Origin of the sequence: Chryseobacterium shigense, assembly GCF_900156575.1 — a bacterium.
GTDB classification, from domain to species: Bacteria; Bacteroidota; Bacteroidia; order Flavobacteriales; family Weeksellaceae; genus Chryseobacterium; species Chryseobacterium shigense.
Genome location: NZ_FTNY01000007.1, coordinates 177351 through 194188, shown reverse-complemented (window position 1 = coordinate 194188; position 16838 = coordinate 177351). Strand labels below are relative to the sequence as shown.

16 protein-coding genes are annotated in these 16838 nt (G+C 37.3%); 12 read left to right on the top strand and 4 right to left on the bottom strand.

Features of this window, described 5'->3' with window-relative positions:
- Positions 1-7 precede the first annotated feature (7 nt).
- The 6 genes from BW964_RS20720 to BW964_RS20695 are packed head-to-tail and all read left to right on the top strand — an operon-like array spanning position 8 to position 6745.
- Positions 8-460: a MarR family winged helix-turn-helix transcriptional regulator gene (locus BW964_RS20720; protein WP_034751372.1), complete on the top strand. Its 453-nt coding sequence runs from the start codon at positions 8-10 to the stop codon at positions 458-460.
- 55 nt (positions 461-515) lie between these two features.
- Positions 516-2909: a 3-hydroxyacyl-CoA dehydrogenase/enoyl-CoA hydratase family protein gene (locus BW964_RS20715; RefSeq protein WP_076510236.1), complete on the top strand. Its 2394-nt coding sequence runs from the start codon at positions 516-518 to the stop codon at positions 2907-2909.
- A 39-nt stretch (positions 2910-2948) separates the two neighbouring features.
- On the top strand, positions 2949-3302 hold the full coding sequence (locus BW964_RS20710) for a four helix bundle protein (RefSeq protein ID WP_076510234.1): 354 nt from the start codon (positions 2949-2951) through the stop codon (positions 3300-3302).
- Positions 3303-3347: 45 nt separating this feature from the next.
- Complete coding sequence (locus tag BW964_RS20705; protein ID WP_076510232.1) at positions 3348-4526, top strand: thiolase family protein; 1179 nt, start codon at positions 3348-3350, stop codon at positions 4524-4526.
- 43 nt (positions 4527-4569) lie between these two features.
- Entirely contained in the window at positions 4570-4926 is a 357-nt protein-coding gene (locus BW964_RS20700) for a four helix bundle protein (RefSeq protein ID WP_076510230.1), read from the top strand.
- Positions 4927-4978: 52 nt separating this feature from the next.
- Positions 4979-6745 carry an acyl-CoA dehydrogenase family protein gene (locus BW964_RS20695; RefSeq protein WP_076510228.1) on the top strand — a complete coding sequence of 589 codons (1767 nt, stop codon included), beginning with the start codon at positions 4979-4981 and terminating at the stop codon, positions 6743-6745.
- Positions 6746-6828: 83 nt separating this feature from the next.
- Here BW964_RS20695 and BW964_RS20690 read toward each other — a convergent pair whose 3' ends face one another.
- Both BW964_RS20690 and BW964_RS20685 read right to left on the bottom strand, forming a co-directional pair.
- Entirely contained in the window at positions 6829-7233 is a 405-nt protein-coding gene (locus tag BW964_RS20690; RefSeq protein WP_076510226.1) for a DUF805 domain-containing protein, read from the bottom strand.
- Positions 7234-7503: 270 nt separating this feature from the next.
- Positions 7504-8346, bottom strand: coding sequence for a GNAT family N-acetyltransferase (locus tag BW964_RS20685; protein WP_076510224.1), 843 nt, complete (start codon positions 8344-8346; stop codon positions 7504-7506).
- A gap of 275 nt (positions 8347-8621) precedes the next feature.
- On the opposite strand from BW964_RS20685, the gene BW964_RS20680 reads away from it, so the two are divergent.
- From BW964_RS20680 to BW964_RS20660, 5 genes are all read left to right on the top strand, one after another.
- Complete coding sequence (locus tag BW964_RS20680) at positions 8622-9197, top strand: hypothetical protein (protein ID WP_076510222.1); 576 nt, start codon at positions 8622-8624, stop codon at positions 9195-9197.
- A gap of 23 nt (positions 9198-9220) precedes the next feature.
- Complete coding sequence (locus BW964_RS20675) at positions 9221-9541, top strand: hypothetical protein (protein WP_076510220.1); 321 nt, start codon at positions 9221-9223, stop codon at positions 9539-9541.
- Between the two features lie 36 nt (positions 9542-9577).
- Positions 9578-9913 (top strand): YegP family protein, encoded by a 336-nt coding sequence (locus BW964_RS20670; RefSeq protein ID WP_076510217.1) that lies wholly within the window; start codon positions 9578-9580, stop codon positions 9911-9913.
- A gap of 79 nt (positions 9914-9992) precedes the next feature.
- Positions 9993-10439 carry a phosphohydrolase gene (locus tag BW964_RS20665; protein ID WP_084176068.1) on the top strand — a complete coding sequence of 149 codons (447 nt, stop codon included), beginning with the start codon at positions 9993-9995 and terminating at the stop codon, positions 10437-10439.
- A 145-nt stretch (positions 10440-10584) separates the two neighbouring features.
- A complete protein-coding gene (locus tag BW964_RS20660) occupies positions 10585-10905 on the top strand; it encodes a hypothetical protein (RefSeq protein ID WP_076510215.1) in 321 nt (106 codons plus the stop codon).
- Here the strand turns inward: BW964_RS20660 and BW964_RS20655 are convergent.
- Together BW964_RS20655 and BW964_RS20650 are read right to left on the bottom strand one after the other, a co-directional pair.
- On the bottom strand, positions 10902-11618 hold the full coding sequence (locus tag BW964_RS20655; protein ID WP_076510312.1) for a DUF2490 domain-containing protein: 717 nt from the start codon (positions 11616-11618) through the stop codon (positions 10902-10904). The two genes, BW964_RS20660 and BW964_RS20655, sit on opposite strands and share 4 nt — an antisense overlap.
- Positions 11619-11689: 71 nt before the next feature.
- Positions 11690-13501, bottom strand: a complete 1812-nt coding sequence (locus BW964_RS20650; protein WP_076510213.1) for a TonB-dependent receptor plug domain-containing protein — start codon at positions 13499-13501, stop codon at positions 11690-11692.
- Between the two features lie 515 nt (positions 13502-14016).
- Here BW964_RS20650 and uvrA point away from each other — a divergent pair.
- Positions 14017-16809, top strand: a complete 2793-nt coding sequence (uvrA, locus tag BW964_RS20645) for an excinuclease ABC subunit UvrA (RefSeq protein ID WP_076510211.1) — start codon at positions 14017-14019, stop codon at positions 16807-16809.
- Positions 16810-16838: the final 29 nt, after the last annotated feature.

The following is a 16838-nucleotide window of genomic DNA, read 5'->3' as shown; positions in this document are numbered from 1 at the left end:
AAAAATGATGGACAATAATAGAGAAAAAATAGAAAACGTAGATTTAGTTTTAAAACAGACCTGGTTGGCTGTTTCTAAAATGTATACAGAACTTGCTCAAGAGCATGATTCTACAGCTGTACAAGCCCTCACTCTTCTTAAAATTGACCCCAAAGAAGGTACACGAAGTACCAACTTAGGGCCTAAAATGGCTATTGAGCCTACCTCTTTAACCAGAATTATCAAACTTCTGGAAGACAACGGATATATCTATAAAGAAAAGACCACGGCCGATAAAAGGGAAGTGATCATCAAACTTACGGATAAAGGTCTGAATTCAAGGAATATGTCAAAAGAAGTGGTTGTCAATTTCAACAAAAAAGTGATGGAAAAGATTGCTCCTGAGAAAATTGAAACCTTCAAGGAAGTCATGTCTGAAATCATGAAAATTGCAAACGAATTACTTAATAACAGAAAATAAATGATAATGAAACCTCAGGGTTGCATATGATTTTAGAAATAATAAAAATTTACATATGAAAAGAAGAATCAAACATGTAACGGTTCTTGGTTCAGGAATTATGGGTAGCGGTATTGCGGCACACTTCGCCAATATTGGTGTGGAAGTCTCTCTGTTGGATATCGTCCCTTTTGAACTGACGGAAGCTGAACAGAAAAAAGGTTTGACCAAAGATGACAAAGTGGTAAGAAACAGAATTGCTTCTGAAAACTTTGAAAAACTGAAAAAAGCAAGTCCTGCCCTGCTCTATTCTCCAAAATTTGCGGATAGAATCAAGGTAGGAAACTTCGATGATGATCTTCAGAAGATTAAAAACACAGACTGGATCATTGAGGTTGTCGTTGAAAGACTTGACATTAAGAAATCTGTTTATGAAAAAATTGAACAGTTCAGAAAGCCGGGAACATTAATTTCTTCTAATACATCAGGAATTCCTATTCATTTTCTAATTGAAGGAAGAAGCGATGATTTCAAACAATACTTTGCGGGAACGCATTTCTTCAACCCGGTAAGATACCTTCCTCTTTTAGAGATCATCCCTACCCCGGATACCCTTCCGGAAGTGGTAGACTTCTACATGAGCTATGGAGCTAAATTTTTAGGAAAAACAACAGTTTTAGCTAAAGATACTCCGGCATTTATTGCCAACAGAATTGGAGTATTCTCCATGATGGATCTTCTTCACAACGTACAAAAATTAGGATTAACCGTTTCTGAGGTTGATAAATTAACCGGTCCTGTCATCGGACGTCCAAAATCTGCAACTTTCAGAACGGCTGATGTGGTAGGTTTAGATACTTTGGTGATGGTTGCCAACGGTGTTCGTCAAAGCGGTGCTGAAGCCAATAACTTCAACGATGTTTTTGCCCTTCCTACCTATATCCAGACCATGATGGATAATAAATGGCTGGGTTCTAAAACAGAACAAGGGTTTTATAAAAAAGTGAAAAATGCAGAAGGAAAATCTGAAATTCATGCTTTAAATCTTGATACATTAGAGTACGAACTTCAGGGAAAATCATCATTCCCTACCTTAGAATTAACTAAAACTATTGACAAACCAATTGACCGATTCAAAGTTTTAATTGGTGGAAAAGATAAAGCGGGAGAATTATACAGAAAATCATTAGGGGCGTTATTCGCTTATGTTTCTCATAAAGTTCCTGAAATCTCTGACGAAGTTTATAAAATAGACGATGCGATGAGAGCCGGTTTCGGATGGGAAAACGGACCGTTTGAAATTTGGGATGCGGTAGGCGTTCAAAAAGGTGTTGAATTAGCAAAAGATGCAGGTTATGAAGTTTCAGACTGGGTCAAAAATGTAGAAACATTCTATAAAGTAAATGAAGAAGGTCAGAATATTTTCGTTGATAAAAATTCAGGAGAATATAACAAAATTCCAGGTCAGGATGCCTTTATTATTTTAGATAACATCAGAAAAAACAAAACACTCTGGAGCAATTCAGGGTCTGCTATTGAATATCTGGGTGATGGAATTATCAACTTCGAGATCCGTTCCAAAATGAACTCTCTTGGAGGCGAAGTTCTTGACGGATTAAACAGAGCTATTGATTTAGCTGAAAAAGAATACGACGGATTAGTCGTTGGAAACCAGGGAACGAATTTCTCTGTGGGAGCCAATCTTGCGATGATCCTTATGATGGCTATCGAACAGGACTGGGATGATTTAAATATGGCCATTGCCTATTTCCAGAAATCGATGATGAGAGTTCGTTACTCTTCTATCCCTGTTGTGGTTGCTCCTCACGGAATGACTCTTGGCGGTGGTTGCGAAATGACAATGCATGCAGACCGGGTGGTGGCAGCAGCTGAAACATACATCGGATTGGTAGAAACAGGAGTTGGAGTTATTCCTGGTGGTGGTGGAACGAAAGAATTAACCTTGAGAACTTCAAGAGAATTCCACAGTGATGATGTTAAAAATAACAGACTTCGTGAAGCTTTCATGAATATCGCAATGGGTAAAGTGGCTACTTCTGCTTATGAAGCCTACGACATGGGAATTCTTGAAAAAGGAAAAGATATCGTTGCCGTTGATAAAAGAACGCAAATAAAAACAGCAAAAATGTTGGCAATAAGTTTAGCCGAACATGGTTATACTCAACCAATCGAGCAGAAAGTGAAAGTTCTTGGTAAAGATGCTCTGGGAATGTTCTACGTTGGAACAGACCAAATGTTAACCGGAAACTTCATCTCTGCCCACGATAAGAAAATTGCAGACAAATTAGCCAACGTAATGGTGGGAGGAAATCTTTCCGAACCAACAGTCGTTACCGAACAATACTTACTGAATCTTGAAAGAGAAACCTTCTTACAACTTTGTGGGGAAAGAAAAACTTTGGAGAGAATCCAGTATATGTTGCAGAATGGTAAGCCGTTAAGGAATTAATTTGTACAATGTCGGTTGTATAATGTAATAAGTATTGACATGTATAATTTTAGAGAACTGGAGGTTTGGAAAAAATCAATTTTATTATGTAAACAATATTATATGATTTCTAAAAACTTCCCGAAGGATGAATTATTTGGATTAACATCTCAATCAAGAAGAAGTTTTTATTCAATTCCTTCTAATATTGCTGAAGGTGCCGGAAGAGATACCAATCCTCAGTTCTGTCAGTTTTTAAACATTGCATTAGGTTCTTCTTTTGAATTTGAAACCCAAATTATAATTGCTAATGATTTGGAATTCATTAATAAAAATGATTTTGAACTACTCATAACCGATATCAGACATATTCAAAATATGATAATTAGATTAAAACAAAATTATTCTAAATAACGTACACTGTACATTTTACATTGTACATAATACATTCTACATAAAATGAAACAAGCATATATAGTAAAAGGGTTCAGAACTGCCGTAGGAAAAGCGCCAAAAGGCTCCCTTCGTTTTACTCGTCCTGACGTAATGGCGGCTACAGTTATTGAAAAATTAATGGCTGAGCTTCCACAATTAGACAAAAACAGAATCGATGACCTTATTGTAGGAAACGCAATGCCGGAAGCTGAACAAGGCTTAAACGTAGCCCGTTTGATCTCTTTAATGGGATTAAATACAGACAAAGTTCCCGGAGTTACGGTTAACAGATATTGTGCATCAGGAAGTGAAGCGATCGCGATTGCTTCAGCAAAAATCCAGGCTGGAATGGCAGATTGTATCATCGCAGGAGGTACAGAATCTATGTCTTATATTCCAATGGGAGGTTACAAGCCGGTTCCGGAAACGGATATCGCAAAAACAAACCCTAACTATTATTGGGGAATGGGTTATACAGCGGAAGAAGTAGCTAAACAATATAATATTACAAGAGAAGAACAAGATCAGTTCGCGTATGAATCTCACATGAAAGCTTTAAAAGCGAATGCTGAAGGGAAATTTGCCAGCCAGATCGTTTCAATTCCTGTAGAATATAATTTCCTGGACGAAAATCAGAAGATGCAGACTCAAAAGTTTGACTTCTCTGTAGATGAAGGTCCTCGAAAAGATACTTCATTGGAAGGTCTTGCTAAATTGAGACCTGTATTCGCTAACGGAGGAAGTGTAACCGCCGGAAACTCTTCTCAAATGAGTGATGGGGCCGCTTTCGTTATGGTAATGAGCGAAGAAATGGTGAAAGAATTGGGCCTTGAGCCGGAAGCAAGATTGGTAGCTTATGCTGCTGCAGGTCTTGAACCCAGAATTATGGGAATGGGTCCTATTTATGCTATTCCTAAAGCCCTTAAACAAGCAGGCTTAACCCTAAAAGATATTGAATTAATTGAATTAAACGAAGCATTTGCCTCACAATCTGTTGCCATCAAAAAAGAATTAGGATTAAATCCTGATATCCTGAATGTCAACGGAGGAGCGATCGCTCTTGGTCACCCGCTTGGATGTACCGGAACAAAACTGACCGTTCAGCTTCTTGACGAAATGAGAAGACGCGGCAATAAGTACGGAATGGTATCTATGTGTGTAGGTACGGGACAGGGAGCCGCAAGTATCTTCGAGCTTCTTTAATTAAATAGACTAAAAGAGCAAAGAATAAAGAGAAAAGACAAGAATGAAGCATAATTTCAAAAATCTCAATATTTGGAAATTATCTATTGAACTGGCTGATGAAATTTATACAGTTACTGACAGTTTTCCCAAAAGCGAAGAATTCGGATTGAAATCCCAGCTTAGAAGATGTGCAGTTTCTATTGCTTCAAATATTGCAGAAGGCTCAAGCAGAAGTTCTAATAAAGATTTTAATCGTTTTTTAGAAATAAGTCTTGGTTCTCTTTATGAATTGCAGACTCAAATAATAATTTCAAATAACAGAAATTATTTTGAGTCATCTAAAAATGAAATTATAGAAAATAAAATCACAGAATTACAGAGAATGATCTCGGGCTTTCAAAAAAACTTAATGTTGTAAGTCTTTGCTCTTTTCTCTTTATTCTTTAATCTATCAAAAAACAAAAAAACATATGGCTACATTAAAGGGAGGAGAATTCCTCATCAAGGAAATTCCTGCACATGATATTTTCACTCTTGAAGAACTGAGTGAAGAGCAAAAAATGCTTCGTGACTCTGCCAAAGAATTTATCGACAGAGAGGTCATTCCTCAAAAAGAAAGATTTGAGAAAAAAGATTATGCTTTAACTGAAGAAAAAATGCGTCAGTTGGGTGAAATGGGTCTATTAGGAGTTGCTGTTCCTGAGGAATACGGCGGTCTTGGAATGGGCTTTGTGAACACCATGTTAGCATGTGATTACTGCTCAGGAGCCAATGGTTCTTTGGCAACAGCTTATGGTGCTCATACGGGAATCGGAACCCTTCCTATCCTGTTATATGGTACAGAAGAACAAAAGAAAAAATACCTTCCGGATTTGGCAACGGGTACAAAATTCGGAGCCTATTGTTTAACTGAGCCGGATGCAGGTTCTGATGCCAACTCTGGAAAAACGAGAGCAAAACTTTCCGAAGACGGAAAACATTATATCATCAATGGACAAAAGATGTGGATTTCCAATGCAGGTTTTGCAGAAATTTTCATTGTGTTCGCTAAAATTGATGATGACAAAAACATTACAGGGTTCATCGTAGAAAAAGAAGGAACTGAAGGCCTTACTTTCGGTGAGGAAGAGCATAAATTAGGAATCCGTTCGTCTTCTACAAGACAGGTTTTCTTTAATGATATGAAAGTTCCTGCTGAAAATCTTTTAGGGGAGAGAAACAACGGTTTCAAAATCGCTTTGAATGCATTGAATGTTGGAAGAATCAAGTTGGCAGCTGCTAACCTTGACGGACAAAGAAGAATCCTAAACCATTCTCTTCAATATTCTAATGAAAGAAAGCAGTTTGGCGTTTCTATTTCAACTTTTGGAGCGATCAGAAAGAAACTGGCAGAAATGGCAACCGGAATTTTCGTTGCTGAAGCAGGTTCTTACAGAGCGGCAAAAGATGTGGAAGATAAAATCAACGAATTGGTTGCCGGTGGAATGAATCACCAGCAGGCCGAATTAAAAGGAGTTGAAGAATTTGCAGTGGAAGCTTCTATTCTGAAGGTTTTCGTTTCAGATTTAACCCAACATACGGCTGACGAAGGAATCCAGGTATACGGCGGAATGGGCTTCTCTGAAGATATGCCTATGGAAGCAGCCTGGAGAGATTCAAGAATTGCAAGAATCTATGAAGGAACTAACGAGATCAACAGATTATTAGCCGTAGGAATGTTGATCAAGAGAGCGATGAAAGGAGAATTGGATTTGCTTTCTCCGGCAATGGCGATCAGCAAAGAATTAATGGGAATTCCATCATTTGATGTCCCTGATTATTCAGCATTCATGAGTGAAGAAAAGGCTATTATCGCTAACCTTAAGAAAGTATTCCTTATGGTTTCAGGAGCCGCTCTTCAAAAATTCATGATGGATATCGAAAAGCAGCAGCACTTATTATTGAATGCTTCTGAGATCCTTAACCAGCTTTATATGGCTGAATCTGCTATACTAAGAGCTGAGAAACACTTCTCTGCGGATTCTGTAGAAGCAGCAATGGCACAGCTTAACCTATATAAAGCTGTTGAAAAAATCATCGTGGCGGCTAAAGAAGGAATTATCTCTTTTGCTGAAGGTGATGAGCAGAGAATGATGCTTTCAGGTCTGAGAAGGTTTACAAAATACACCAACCATCCTAATGTAGTAGCCCTTACTGAAAAAGTAGCAGCCCAATATATTGCTAAAGGTAATTACTAAACATTATTTTGAATATAACAGAAAAACGCTCCAAGATTTTGGAGCGTTTTCTATATGAATAAGCGTTGTAATTCTTTTAAAATTTACATCTGTTTTTGTCCGATTTCATTAATTTCATTGAAATTCTCTTTAGGATTTACCCCATACTGATTCGCTCCCGGAGTTCCGTCTGTTGCCAGAAGTACAAGTAACCAAATCGTTCCAACAATTGGGATCAGAGAGATAAACATCCACCACCCGCTTTTATCAACATCATGTAGTCTTCTGACCATCACAGCTAATCCCGGAATAAAAGTAGCCAATCCGTAAATCAAGTAAATGAATCCATAAGGGATTTCCTGATTAAATTTCAATCCTAAAAGATTGTCTAATACTGCGGCTATAATTGCGAAAATCAGATTAAACAGTATGTACATCCAGTATTCTGTTCTTCTCGCTCTCCCTGTAAAATCAGCATATTGTTTCAATGCTTTTAAGTACCATTTCATAGTTTTTGTTTTTTTTATTGCAGCCAAAAATAAAGATTTTTTTCAGATTCCCAACTACTTTTTATTTTTATTAAGTACAATTAAAAGCTTTGCTTTCTAAAAGATTAATCACGCAATACCACAAAAATGGAGTACGTCTTACTGAAAAAGCAGCTGATTATTACTACTAAAGGAGCTTATTAGTCTTTTTTATAAATAAATTTAACTGTAAAGCTTATCAAGAATAAGAATCTTTTTTTGCTATAATTATCGCAATGTCTTGATCAATAACTAAACAGCTCTGGTCATTTCGAACTGTACCACCTTTTTGGAAAGTCCGATTTTTTTCAAAAAACAAACACTCGCAGTTGAGCTGTCATCTATATTATAGACATACACATCATCGCTTTTCATCATCTCACGGATGTATGAAAACAAGCTGCTGCCAATTCCCATGCCCCGATAATCGGGAGAGACGGCAAACTGATAGACCTTTGCTGATACTGCATTAAATATCACATATCCCACCTTTACCTGATCCTTATACGCTATGGCAATGCTGCAAAGGCTTTTACTATTCTCTAATGATTGAATCGCATTTTGCCAGCTGGGTTGTATTTCCCAGAAAGGAACAAATTCATTCCATTTCAATTCGGAAGCCTGTTGGATCGTCACCTCTTTATTGTCTTTTAGAATATTTAATTTACCTGAGAAACAGTCCAGTTTTCGGGAAACAACATATCCCATTTTCTCATAGGCCCTGACGGCGGGCTTGTTCTCCCGGATAACTTCAAGAACCATTTTCTTTACATTAAGTGCTTTTAATCGAGGAATCAGTTCTTCGTACATTTTCCCCACCAGCCCTTTTCCTCTGTACTCTGGTATTACTCCGGTACCGGCATTGTATACAGCCGATCCTGATTCATCTATCCTCAATCCATGAAGCATAAATCCCACTATCCTATCGGAATCAAAAACACCAAGAGATAAACCGGGTCTGATGTCTTCTGCTTCTATTTTAGATTTCAATTGTTCCAAAGTCAACTGGAAGGGGACGATATAATCAGAAAATGACAGATTGAAAACAGCCGTCAGATCTTCCATTGTAACCTTTTCTAAACTCTTAATTTGCATCTTCAGCTATTTATTTTTAGTTAAAAATTTAATAGAAAAAGGCCGTTAAAGCCTCATTAAACAAACGCAATAAAAATACTTTATTTATATAAATCTTCACCTGTTTATGAGGCCCGAGATCTTATTTTTCTTAAAAAAAATTTCAACATTCATAGATTGGCGTGAATGAAAATGAATATTAGATCTTTAACTTCGTGCATCTTTTTTTGCTGTATTTTATTTTTTTTGTTATTTTTAATAAATAAATATGATCAACAATCATTTTTTTGAACACGATGACAAAAAAATTACCCGCTTTTATTGCAGTATTCATATTCTGTCTTTCATTTTCCCAATATGCTCTCAAAGACAGTATAAGACCAAAATGCAATGGTATATTAAGAGATATCACATTAAGTAATGTTGAATATTCTTTCAGTAACAGAATAAATAGACCTCAAGAACCTAAGCTTATTTTTGGCTGTGGCACTGCTGCTATGGAATATGCTGAGGAAATGTCATGCATGAATGCTGAATCTATTCTCAAAAAATACCCCTTTATCATAAAAGAATTAAAAAACAGAGAAAGTGAAATCCTAACACCATTAGGTGACTCTAATATCCTGTGGATCCAAAATGAGCCTGACCGCCCAACCCATGATCCTGTGGAGATCAGGAAAAATGAAATCAAATATAAAAACTGGGAACTAAAAAAGAAAAGAATTCCGGTCTCTGTTTCCATTACCATTAATAGAAAAAATAATGAGACCGAAGATGTTCTGATCCAATTTTTATGGACAGATAAAAAGAAGGAAATAACAAAAAAGTATAAAGTGTTTAAAAATCCTGAATGGAGCTATACTCAATCATAACCATTATTAAAAAATGTAAAGGAATGAAATCATTATTATCGTGTACACTGATATTATTTTGCACAACCGTTTTCGCCCAACAGAAAGATGGTAATGTAAAAGTTCTGCCAAAAATAGATACCACGAAGGCAAGCTACTTTAAAGATCGTAAAAAAGAAGTACCGACAGATATTAGTAAAGATCATAATGAACCTTACAAAATATTGACTGTAAAGCCGGACACCTCAGCCTATATGGCTTTAAAAGAAGCAAAGAAGGATAACTCACAATATAAAATACTCAATACAGGCACTATACCGGAAAAAACAGAAACCGATACAAAAAAGGCAACGCCTTCCAAATAACGAAAAAACAAACTCAATTCACAAAAACTAATGACTATGGGAAAATTTATTATTTCTAAAAGAACAAACGGAGATTTTCAATTCAATCTCAAAGCCGGAAACGGACAAGTGATCTTAACCAGCCAGGGATATGCCTCAAAACCCTCCTGTGAAAACGGCATAGAATCTGTACGCACAAATTCGCAGGACGATTCGAAATTTGAAAGAAATATGGCGAAAGATGAGCGCTGCTATTTCAATTTAAAAGCCGGCAATGGACAGGTCATAGGAACGAGCCAGATGTACGAATCTGATAATGGAATGGAAAACGGTATAGAATCCGTAAAAAACAATGCTTCAGGTGCTTCTGTAGAAGATGATATTAATCTTTAACAATATCTAAAATAAACTTAATAAAAATGTCTTATTCTTTAAGGCATTTTTTATTTTTGTATTCTATTTTCAATCTGAAATGACAAAAGAAGAAATGCTCAACAGAGCCATAAAAATAGCCGACAAGGCACATAAAGGACAAACCGACAAGTACCATGCACCCTACATTGCTCACGTAATGCGGGTGATGGAATATGGAAAAACACTGGATGAAAAAATTGTAGGCGTATTGCATGACGTGGTGGAAGATCATCCGGCAGAATTCAGTCTCGAGTATTTAAGAGCTGAAGGTTTCCCCGAATATATAATTTTTGCCGTAAGCTGCCTTACCAAATATGATCCTGAAGAAGATTATGATGAGTTTATCAAGAGAACGGAAAGATCTCCTCTTTCGGTAGCTGTAAAACTGAATGACCTGCGGGATAATATGGATCTTCGGAGAGTGAACAGAGAATTGACGCCCAAAGATATTAAAAGGTTTAATAAATATCTGAAAGCTTACCGCTACCTGATCGAGAAATATTAAAAGCATAAAAACACAAAAATGAATAACCTCCCTAAAATGTCACCAGCTTACAGGTCTAAGCTGACTTCTGCTATTGTATCCATTTTAATATTTTTCACCGTATATCTTATCCTCATCACTGAAGTTTGCTGCCTACCTTCAGTTCATGACTGTTACTTTACCCTTTGAAGAAATCCGTAAGCATAGAGCCAAACTATTAAAAGCAGAAACCTCTTTCAAAAAAAGTCTGAATGATTTTATAGACAATTCAAGTTATAAAGAATCATTAACAGAAGAAAGCAGATCTATTCTGAAATCATATGCAGACGCCGCATACATTTACTTTAATCATGACAAATACCTTGAAAATGAAGTTGAATCTGTATTCGCAATGGTCAATCAATTCCAGAAAACCCTTAATGAATATTATCTGGACATAAAAAAAGATGTATTAGGTTTTCAGGCAGACTTAGACAAAGCATCTTAGTCTGCTCCCGGGAAATCATAGGTTTTTGTAGGATGATCTGTTCCGTCTATATTGATATTCAGGGCCAGATAAATAAAATGAAGGTTTTTATTTCCTTTTGCTTCAAATTCACGTTGCCAAAGATAACCCGTCAGAATTCCGAAATGATCATCGATCTGATAGCCGAAACCGCCATATACTCTATTTCTGGCGAAAGTAGGCTTCATAGGACTAACAAGGAAAATTTCGTCATAGGCATTGGCGAAAACAGTTCCCTTTTTAACCGTTTTTGCATTCAGGGGAACACTAACGTTCAGACGATATCTGTAACGCATTCTTTGAGAACTTTTATCGGTTGACGGCTCATAAAACCAGCTTTTTTCTGCACGGAAACGGTTTTCGAACTTCACGATTCCTTTTTTCAGATCGATCACGTCCTGAAGCCATACCCTGAATTCTTCTCTGCTCAGACTATGCTCTTTATAGTTTACATATCTCCCAAGACCTACGAAGGGTTTGTGGTTTTTGGTCAGGTTGTAACCTACTCCTCCTTTGATCTCGTAATAATCAGGATAGGTATAATCTTCGTTGCCTCTGAGCTGTCCTTCGGCGTAAAGAAAAAATTTCGGATGAAACTTATAGGTTAGAGTCACTGCATTGAAGCTGGAAATATGTTCCTGTGCTTTTAAAAAGGTTATACTCAGAAGTAAACTCAGACTTAAAAAAAGTTTCATAAAAAATTTTTGCAAAAATAAATGATTTAACAATTTGTTAATATTAACTTTCATTCATTTCAAATTAACATTTACTTAATATTGATCATATAAGAGAAGCCAAAATGGAACCATCGCTGAGGCATAGCCACTCCAAAAGCCTCAGTATATTGTGTATCCGTAAGATTATTGATGAGTACATATACAGAAAAATCCTTTTTGCTGAAACTCAGTTTTTCATCAAGAAGATTATAGGTTCCCAGGTTCATTCTTTCATTATATCGGTACACCAGTTCATTAGTGAAATATTTCAGGAATCTTGTTTCCAGCTTTGCGACCACCTGATGCTTCAGATTATCGAGAATATACCTGGAAACAAGCTCATTCGATTCTTTCATTTTACTGTCAAGATACGTGTATCCTGCTGTATATTTCAGCCAGTCAAAAACCCTGTGGCTCACCTCTACTTCAACTCCTTTTGTGTCAATTTTCCCAACATTCTGAGCATACCAAACCGGATCCGTGAGGCTTTTTTTAACCCAGTCGATCGAATTATTGGAATTTCTCATAAATCCGCTCACTTTCGCCAGAATGCTGCTGTTCTGGTACTGATAACCTACTTCAGAAGAAACTGCATTTTCAGGAAGAAGATTCGGGTTCCCCTGTTCCGTTTTGCTTACATAATAAAGATCTGTAAAGGTGGGAACTCTGTGAACTTTGGCAATATTTCCGTAGATTTTATTATTCTGATTGAAATTATATCCAACATCCAGACCCGGGTAGAAAAAATTTCCTTCTTTAGAATAATTGGCCCATGAAATTCCGGGCGTAATGTTCAATTTCTTATCCAGTAATGAAAAATGATGTTCAAAGAAAACCTGCGAAACAAAGCGGTTTCTTTCTCCTAAATTATTACTCGCCAGAAACTCTTTTCTTAGCTCCACTCCAATACCAGTGGTTCCTAATCCCCATTGATAACTGGAATTCACTTCACCCCCTACATTATTTCCGATGTGCATATTTCTGTAACCATCAGGTTTGTTTCTGTCATACAGATACATATCCTGTCCTCTTCTCCAGTATACATTAGAACTCAATTTTAGAGCACCAAAAGTCTGTTGATGTGCCACACTTACAATAGAAGCCTGGGTTTCCTCGTACTGTTCCGTTGCACTTTTAGAAGCATAAAAGCCATTGGCTCCGAATTTCTTTTCAGAAAAACCTGCCTGTAGCTTAAGATCTCCGTTTTTAATATTCAGTTTACTCTGGTAAAATACATTTCGGATCTCATAGTCCGTATTGTACATATACCCTTGTGATGAAGCCGAATTGGCCTGAAGAGAATTAGAGAATTTTTCATTTCCCAGCTGCGCATTGAAACCGAATCCGTAAGTTTCGAAATCTCCGCCTTCAGCGCTTATCTTAACCCGTTTTCCGGGGGTTGTTTTTGTAATAATATTGATAACTCCGGCATAAGCGTTCTGGCCAAATCTTCTGGCAGCAGGACCTTTGATGATCTCGATCCTTTCTACATCATCCATATCTACAGGAACATTCATAGAATTGTGCCCCGTTTGTGAATCATTCATTCTGATTCCGTTCAACAGCAATAATACCTGTTCAAAAGAACTTCCTCTGAACCCGATGTCACTCTGCACCCCATTGGCCCCTCTCCTTCTGATATCCATTCCGGGAACCTGCTGAAGAACCTCATCAATACTTTTTGCAGGAGAATTGGCAATATCTTCCTTCGTAATCACCGTAATATTCTGATTGGCATTTTTATAAGGCGTGGAAATAAATTTCCCCTGAAATTCAATGCTTTCAATATCTGTTGTCTTTTCCTGTGCATACGCGCAGAGCATGGATCCCAATAAAAATATGCTTCCAATCTTCTTGATCATAGTAGTACCTAGTTTTGTTCTAAATCAGTTTCTTTAATAATGGACCCAAAAGTAAGGGAGTTCCTGAAGACAGGCAAATGATAGTTATCATAAAAAAAAGATGCAGTATTGCTCAATACTGCATCTCTTACGGGAAGTGACTTTTTATCTTTTTCTCATTAAATGTGTAACAAGATCTCTGAATAACTTTCTCATTTCTTTATTACCTATTTATGAATACAATTTTAAATAATTTTAAAACACAAAACAAGGGAAAAATTAAAAATATAACGAAAATCATCAATTGATTCAAAATACAATACTGATTTGATATTTATATAACTTTATAATTATTAATCATATAACCCCCCGATTTTACTGTGGTTCATGAAATATAAGTCCTCTTTTTTTGAATCCTTCCCGCATAATATATTTACACACTGCAAATATATTAAACGTATTATTTTCACTAAAAATTCGTAATTTTGTGGGTCTTAATTTTTTAAGATGCGAACAATCTTTTTCAAAGATAAAACATGGCTAAAACAGTAGAAATAGATATAAAAAAACAGATCTTCGTTAAGAATGCACATCTTAACAATCTGAAGCATATAGACGTTCTGATCCCTAAAAATAAACTGATCGTGATCACGGGAGTTTCCGGAAGCGGAAAATCTTCCCTGGCTTTCGATACCATTTATGCAGAAGGACAGCGACGATATGTAGAGAGTTTGAGCTCCTATGCCCGTCAGTTTTTGGGTAAGTTAGAAAAACCGAAAGTAGACGATATCAAAGGACTTGCTCCCTCTATTGCCATTCAGCAGAAAGTAATTTCTTCCAATCCACGTTCTACCGTAGGAACATCTACAGAGATCTATGATTATATGAAACTTCTTTTTGCCAGAATCGGGAAAACTTATTCTCCGGTTTCAGGGGAAGAAGTGAAGAAAGATTCTGTTTCCGATGTGATTGATTTTATCAAAACCTCCAAAAAAGATACGTCATTTCTATTGACAGCTCCTTTGGAATACGATGCAGACAATTTCAAGGAAGCACTGAATGTTTTAAAGCTGGCCGGTTTCACGAGACTTGAAATAAACGGTAATGTCGCAGGTATTGAAGATCTGGAAAGTTTCGGGTTCACTCCGGAAAAAGGGATGGTCATTAATCTTGTGATCGACCGTTTTTCTTATGAAGAAGACGAAAACTTTCTTCAAAGACTGGCCGACTCTATTCAGATGGCATTTTATGAAGGTCACGGCTACTGCGCACTGAAGAATGCGGATACCGGAAAAGTAAAGGAATTTTCCAATAAATTTGAACTGGACGGCATGGAGTTCCTTGAGCCCAATGTCCATTTTTTCAGTTTCAACAATCCATACGGCGCATGTCCTGCATGTGAAGGCTATGGAAAAGTAATCGGGATCGATGAAGATCTTGTTGTTCCCAATAAGACTTTATCCGTTTACGAAGATGCCATTGTTTCGTGGAGAGGCGAAACCATGAGCGAATGGAAAAAATCGTTCATCAAGAAAGCAGAAGACTTTCCTATCCACAAGCCTTATCATCAGCTGACCAAGGAACAGAAAAATTTCCTTTGGAAAGGAGACGGAAAAAGCAGTTTTCCTTCGATCAATAATTTCTTCAAAATGCTTGAAGAAAACCTATACAAAATTCAATACCGCGTTATGCTTTCCAGATACAGAGGAAAAACACTCTGTTCTACCTGTGAAGGACTGAGGCTTCGTGAAGAAACAACCTGGGTAAAGATAGACGGTCATAATATACAGTCCATGATCGAGCTCCCTCTGGACGAATTATATCCTTTAATAGAAGGGCTGAAGCTTTCAGAGCACGATCAGGATGTAGCCAAAAGGTTATTGTACGAGATCAAAACCCGAATTCAGTTTTTATTAAAAGTAGGTTTAGGCTATTTAACGATCAACAGAACCTCCAATACCCTTTCCGGTGGTGAAAGCCAGAGAATCAACCTTGCGACAAGTTTGGGAAGTTCACTCGTAGGATCTATCTATATTCTGGATGAACCTTCTATTGGTCTTCACTCAAGAGATACGGAAAACCTGATCGGAGTTTTAAAGAATCTTCGTGATCTCGGAAATACAGTCATTGTCGTTGAGCACGACGAAGATGTGATGAAAGCTGCGGATTATATTATTGATATCGGTCCGGAAGCAGGTTATCTGGGGGGCGAACTGGTATTCGCAGGGGATTATCATGATCTTAAAAATGCAGATACCCTGACCTCAAAATATTTAACCGGAAGAATGGAAATTGAAGTTCCTAAAAAGCGAAGAAAAGCGAAGGAATGGATCCATATCAAAGGAGCAAGACAAAACAATCTGAAAAATATAGACGTAGATGTTCCTCTGGAAAGCTTAACGGTGATCGCGGGAGTTTCCGGAAGTGGAAAGTCTACGCTAATGAAGGAAATTTTAACCAATGATATCCAGATCCAGCTGGGAATGGGTGGTAAAAAAGGAGATTACGACTCTGTAGAATTTCCAAAGAAACTGATTAAAAATATTGAACTCATTGACCAGAATCCGATCGGGAAATCCTCCCGGTCCAATCCTGTTACTTACCTGAAAGCATATGATGATATCAGGGATCTTTTTGCCAAACAGAAAGTTTCAAAAATGATGGGTTATAAGCCGAAACATTTTTCTTTCAACGTAGATGGCGGAAGATGCGACGAATGTAAAGGTGAAGGGGTAATCAATGTTTCCATGCAGTTTATGGCAGACATCGAACTGGAATGCGAAGTATGTAAAGGCACCCGTTTCAAAAGCGAGATCCTTGAAGTGAAATTCGATGAAAAAAGCATTTCCGATATCCTTCATATGACCGTGGATGAATCCCTGGAATTCTTTAAGGACAATAACGAAGACAAGATCGTTACAAAACTGAGACCGCTTCAGGAAGTAGGACTTGGCTATCTTCAGTTGGGACAAAGCTCTTCTACTCTTTCCGGAGGTGAGGCGCAGCGTGTGAAACTGGCTTCATTCCTTGTTAAAGGCGTGACTACAGACAAAACCCTGTTTATCTTCGATGAACCTTCTACAGGACTGCATTTCCATGACATCCAGAAATTGCTGAAATCATTGCAGGCTTTGATTGATCTCGGACATTCGGTAATTGTTATCGAACATCAGCCGGATATTATAAAAAGTGCAGACTACATTATAGATATTGGCCCTGAGGCTGGAAAATATGGTGGAGAAGTAGTTTTTGCAGGAACACCGGAAGACCTTGCGAAAGATAAGAAATCGCACACCGCGAAATACATCAAGGAAAAACTTGAAAACTAAATATAAATAGAGAGCCAAATGGCTCTCTA

Excerpts from the sequence above, each read along its gene's own strand:
- BW964_RS20720 (WP_034751372.1), top strand. The coding sequence starts at position 8 with ATGGACAATAATAGAGAAAAAATAGAAAACGTAGATTTAGTTTTAAAA.
- BW964_RS20715 (WP_076510236.1), top strand. The coding sequence starts at position 516 with ATGAAAAGAAGAATCAAACATGTAACGGTTCTTGGTTCAGGAATTATG.
- BW964_RS20710 (WP_076510234.1), top strand. The coding sequence starts at position 2,949 with ATGTATAATTTTAGAGAACTGGAGGTTTGGAAAAAATCAATTTTATTA.
- BW964_RS20705 (WP_076510232.1), top strand. The coding sequence starts at position 3,348 with ATGAAACAAGCATATATAGTAAAAGGGTTCAGAACTGCCGTAGGAAAA.
- BW964_RS20700 (WP_076510230.1), top strand. The coding sequence starts at position 4,570 with ATGAAGCATAATTTCAAAAATCTCAATATTTGGAAATTATCTATTGAA.
- BW964_RS20695 (WP_076510228.1), top strand. The coding sequence starts at position 4,979 with ATGGCTACATTAAAGGGAGGAGAATTCCTCATCAAGGAAATTCCTGCA.
- BW964_RS20690 (WP_076510226.1), bottom strand. The coding sequence starts at position 7,233 with ATGAAATGGTACTTAAAAGCATTGAAACAATATGCTGATTTTACAGGG.
- BW964_RS20685 (WP_076510224.1), bottom strand. The coding sequence starts at position 8,346 with ATGCAAATTAAGAGTTTAGAAAAGGTTACAATGGAAGATCTGACGGCT.
- BW964_RS20680 (WP_076510222.1), top strand. The coding sequence starts at position 8,622 with ATGACAAAAAAATTACCCGCTTTTATTGCAGTATTCATATTCTGTCTT.
- BW964_RS20675 (WP_076510220.1), top strand. The coding sequence starts at position 9,221 with ATGAAATCATTATTATCGTGTACACTGATATTATTTTGCACAACCGTT.
- BW964_RS20670 (WP_076510217.1), top strand. The coding sequence starts at position 9,578 with ATGGGAAAATTTATTATTTCTAAAAGAACAAACGGAGATTTTCAATTC.
- BW964_RS20665 (WP_084176068.1), top strand. The coding sequence starts at position 9,993 with ATGACAAAAGAAGAAATGCTCAACAGAGCCATAAAAATAGCCGACAAG.
- BW964_RS20660 (WP_076510215.1), top strand. The coding sequence starts at position 10,585 with ATGACTGTTACTTTACCCTTTGAAGAAATCCGTAAGCATAGAGCCAAA.
- BW964_RS20655 (WP_076510312.1), bottom strand. The coding sequence starts at position 11,618 with ATGAAACTTTTTTTAAGTCTGAGTTTACTTCTGAGTATAACCTTTTTA.
- BW964_RS20650 (WP_076510213.1), bottom strand. The coding sequence starts at position 13,501 with ATGATCAAGAAGATTGGAAGCATATTTTTATTGGGATCCATGCTCTGC.
- uvrA (WP_076510211.1), top strand. The coding sequence starts at position 14,017 with ATGGCTAAAACAGTAGAAATAGATATAAAAAAACAGATCTTCGTTAAG.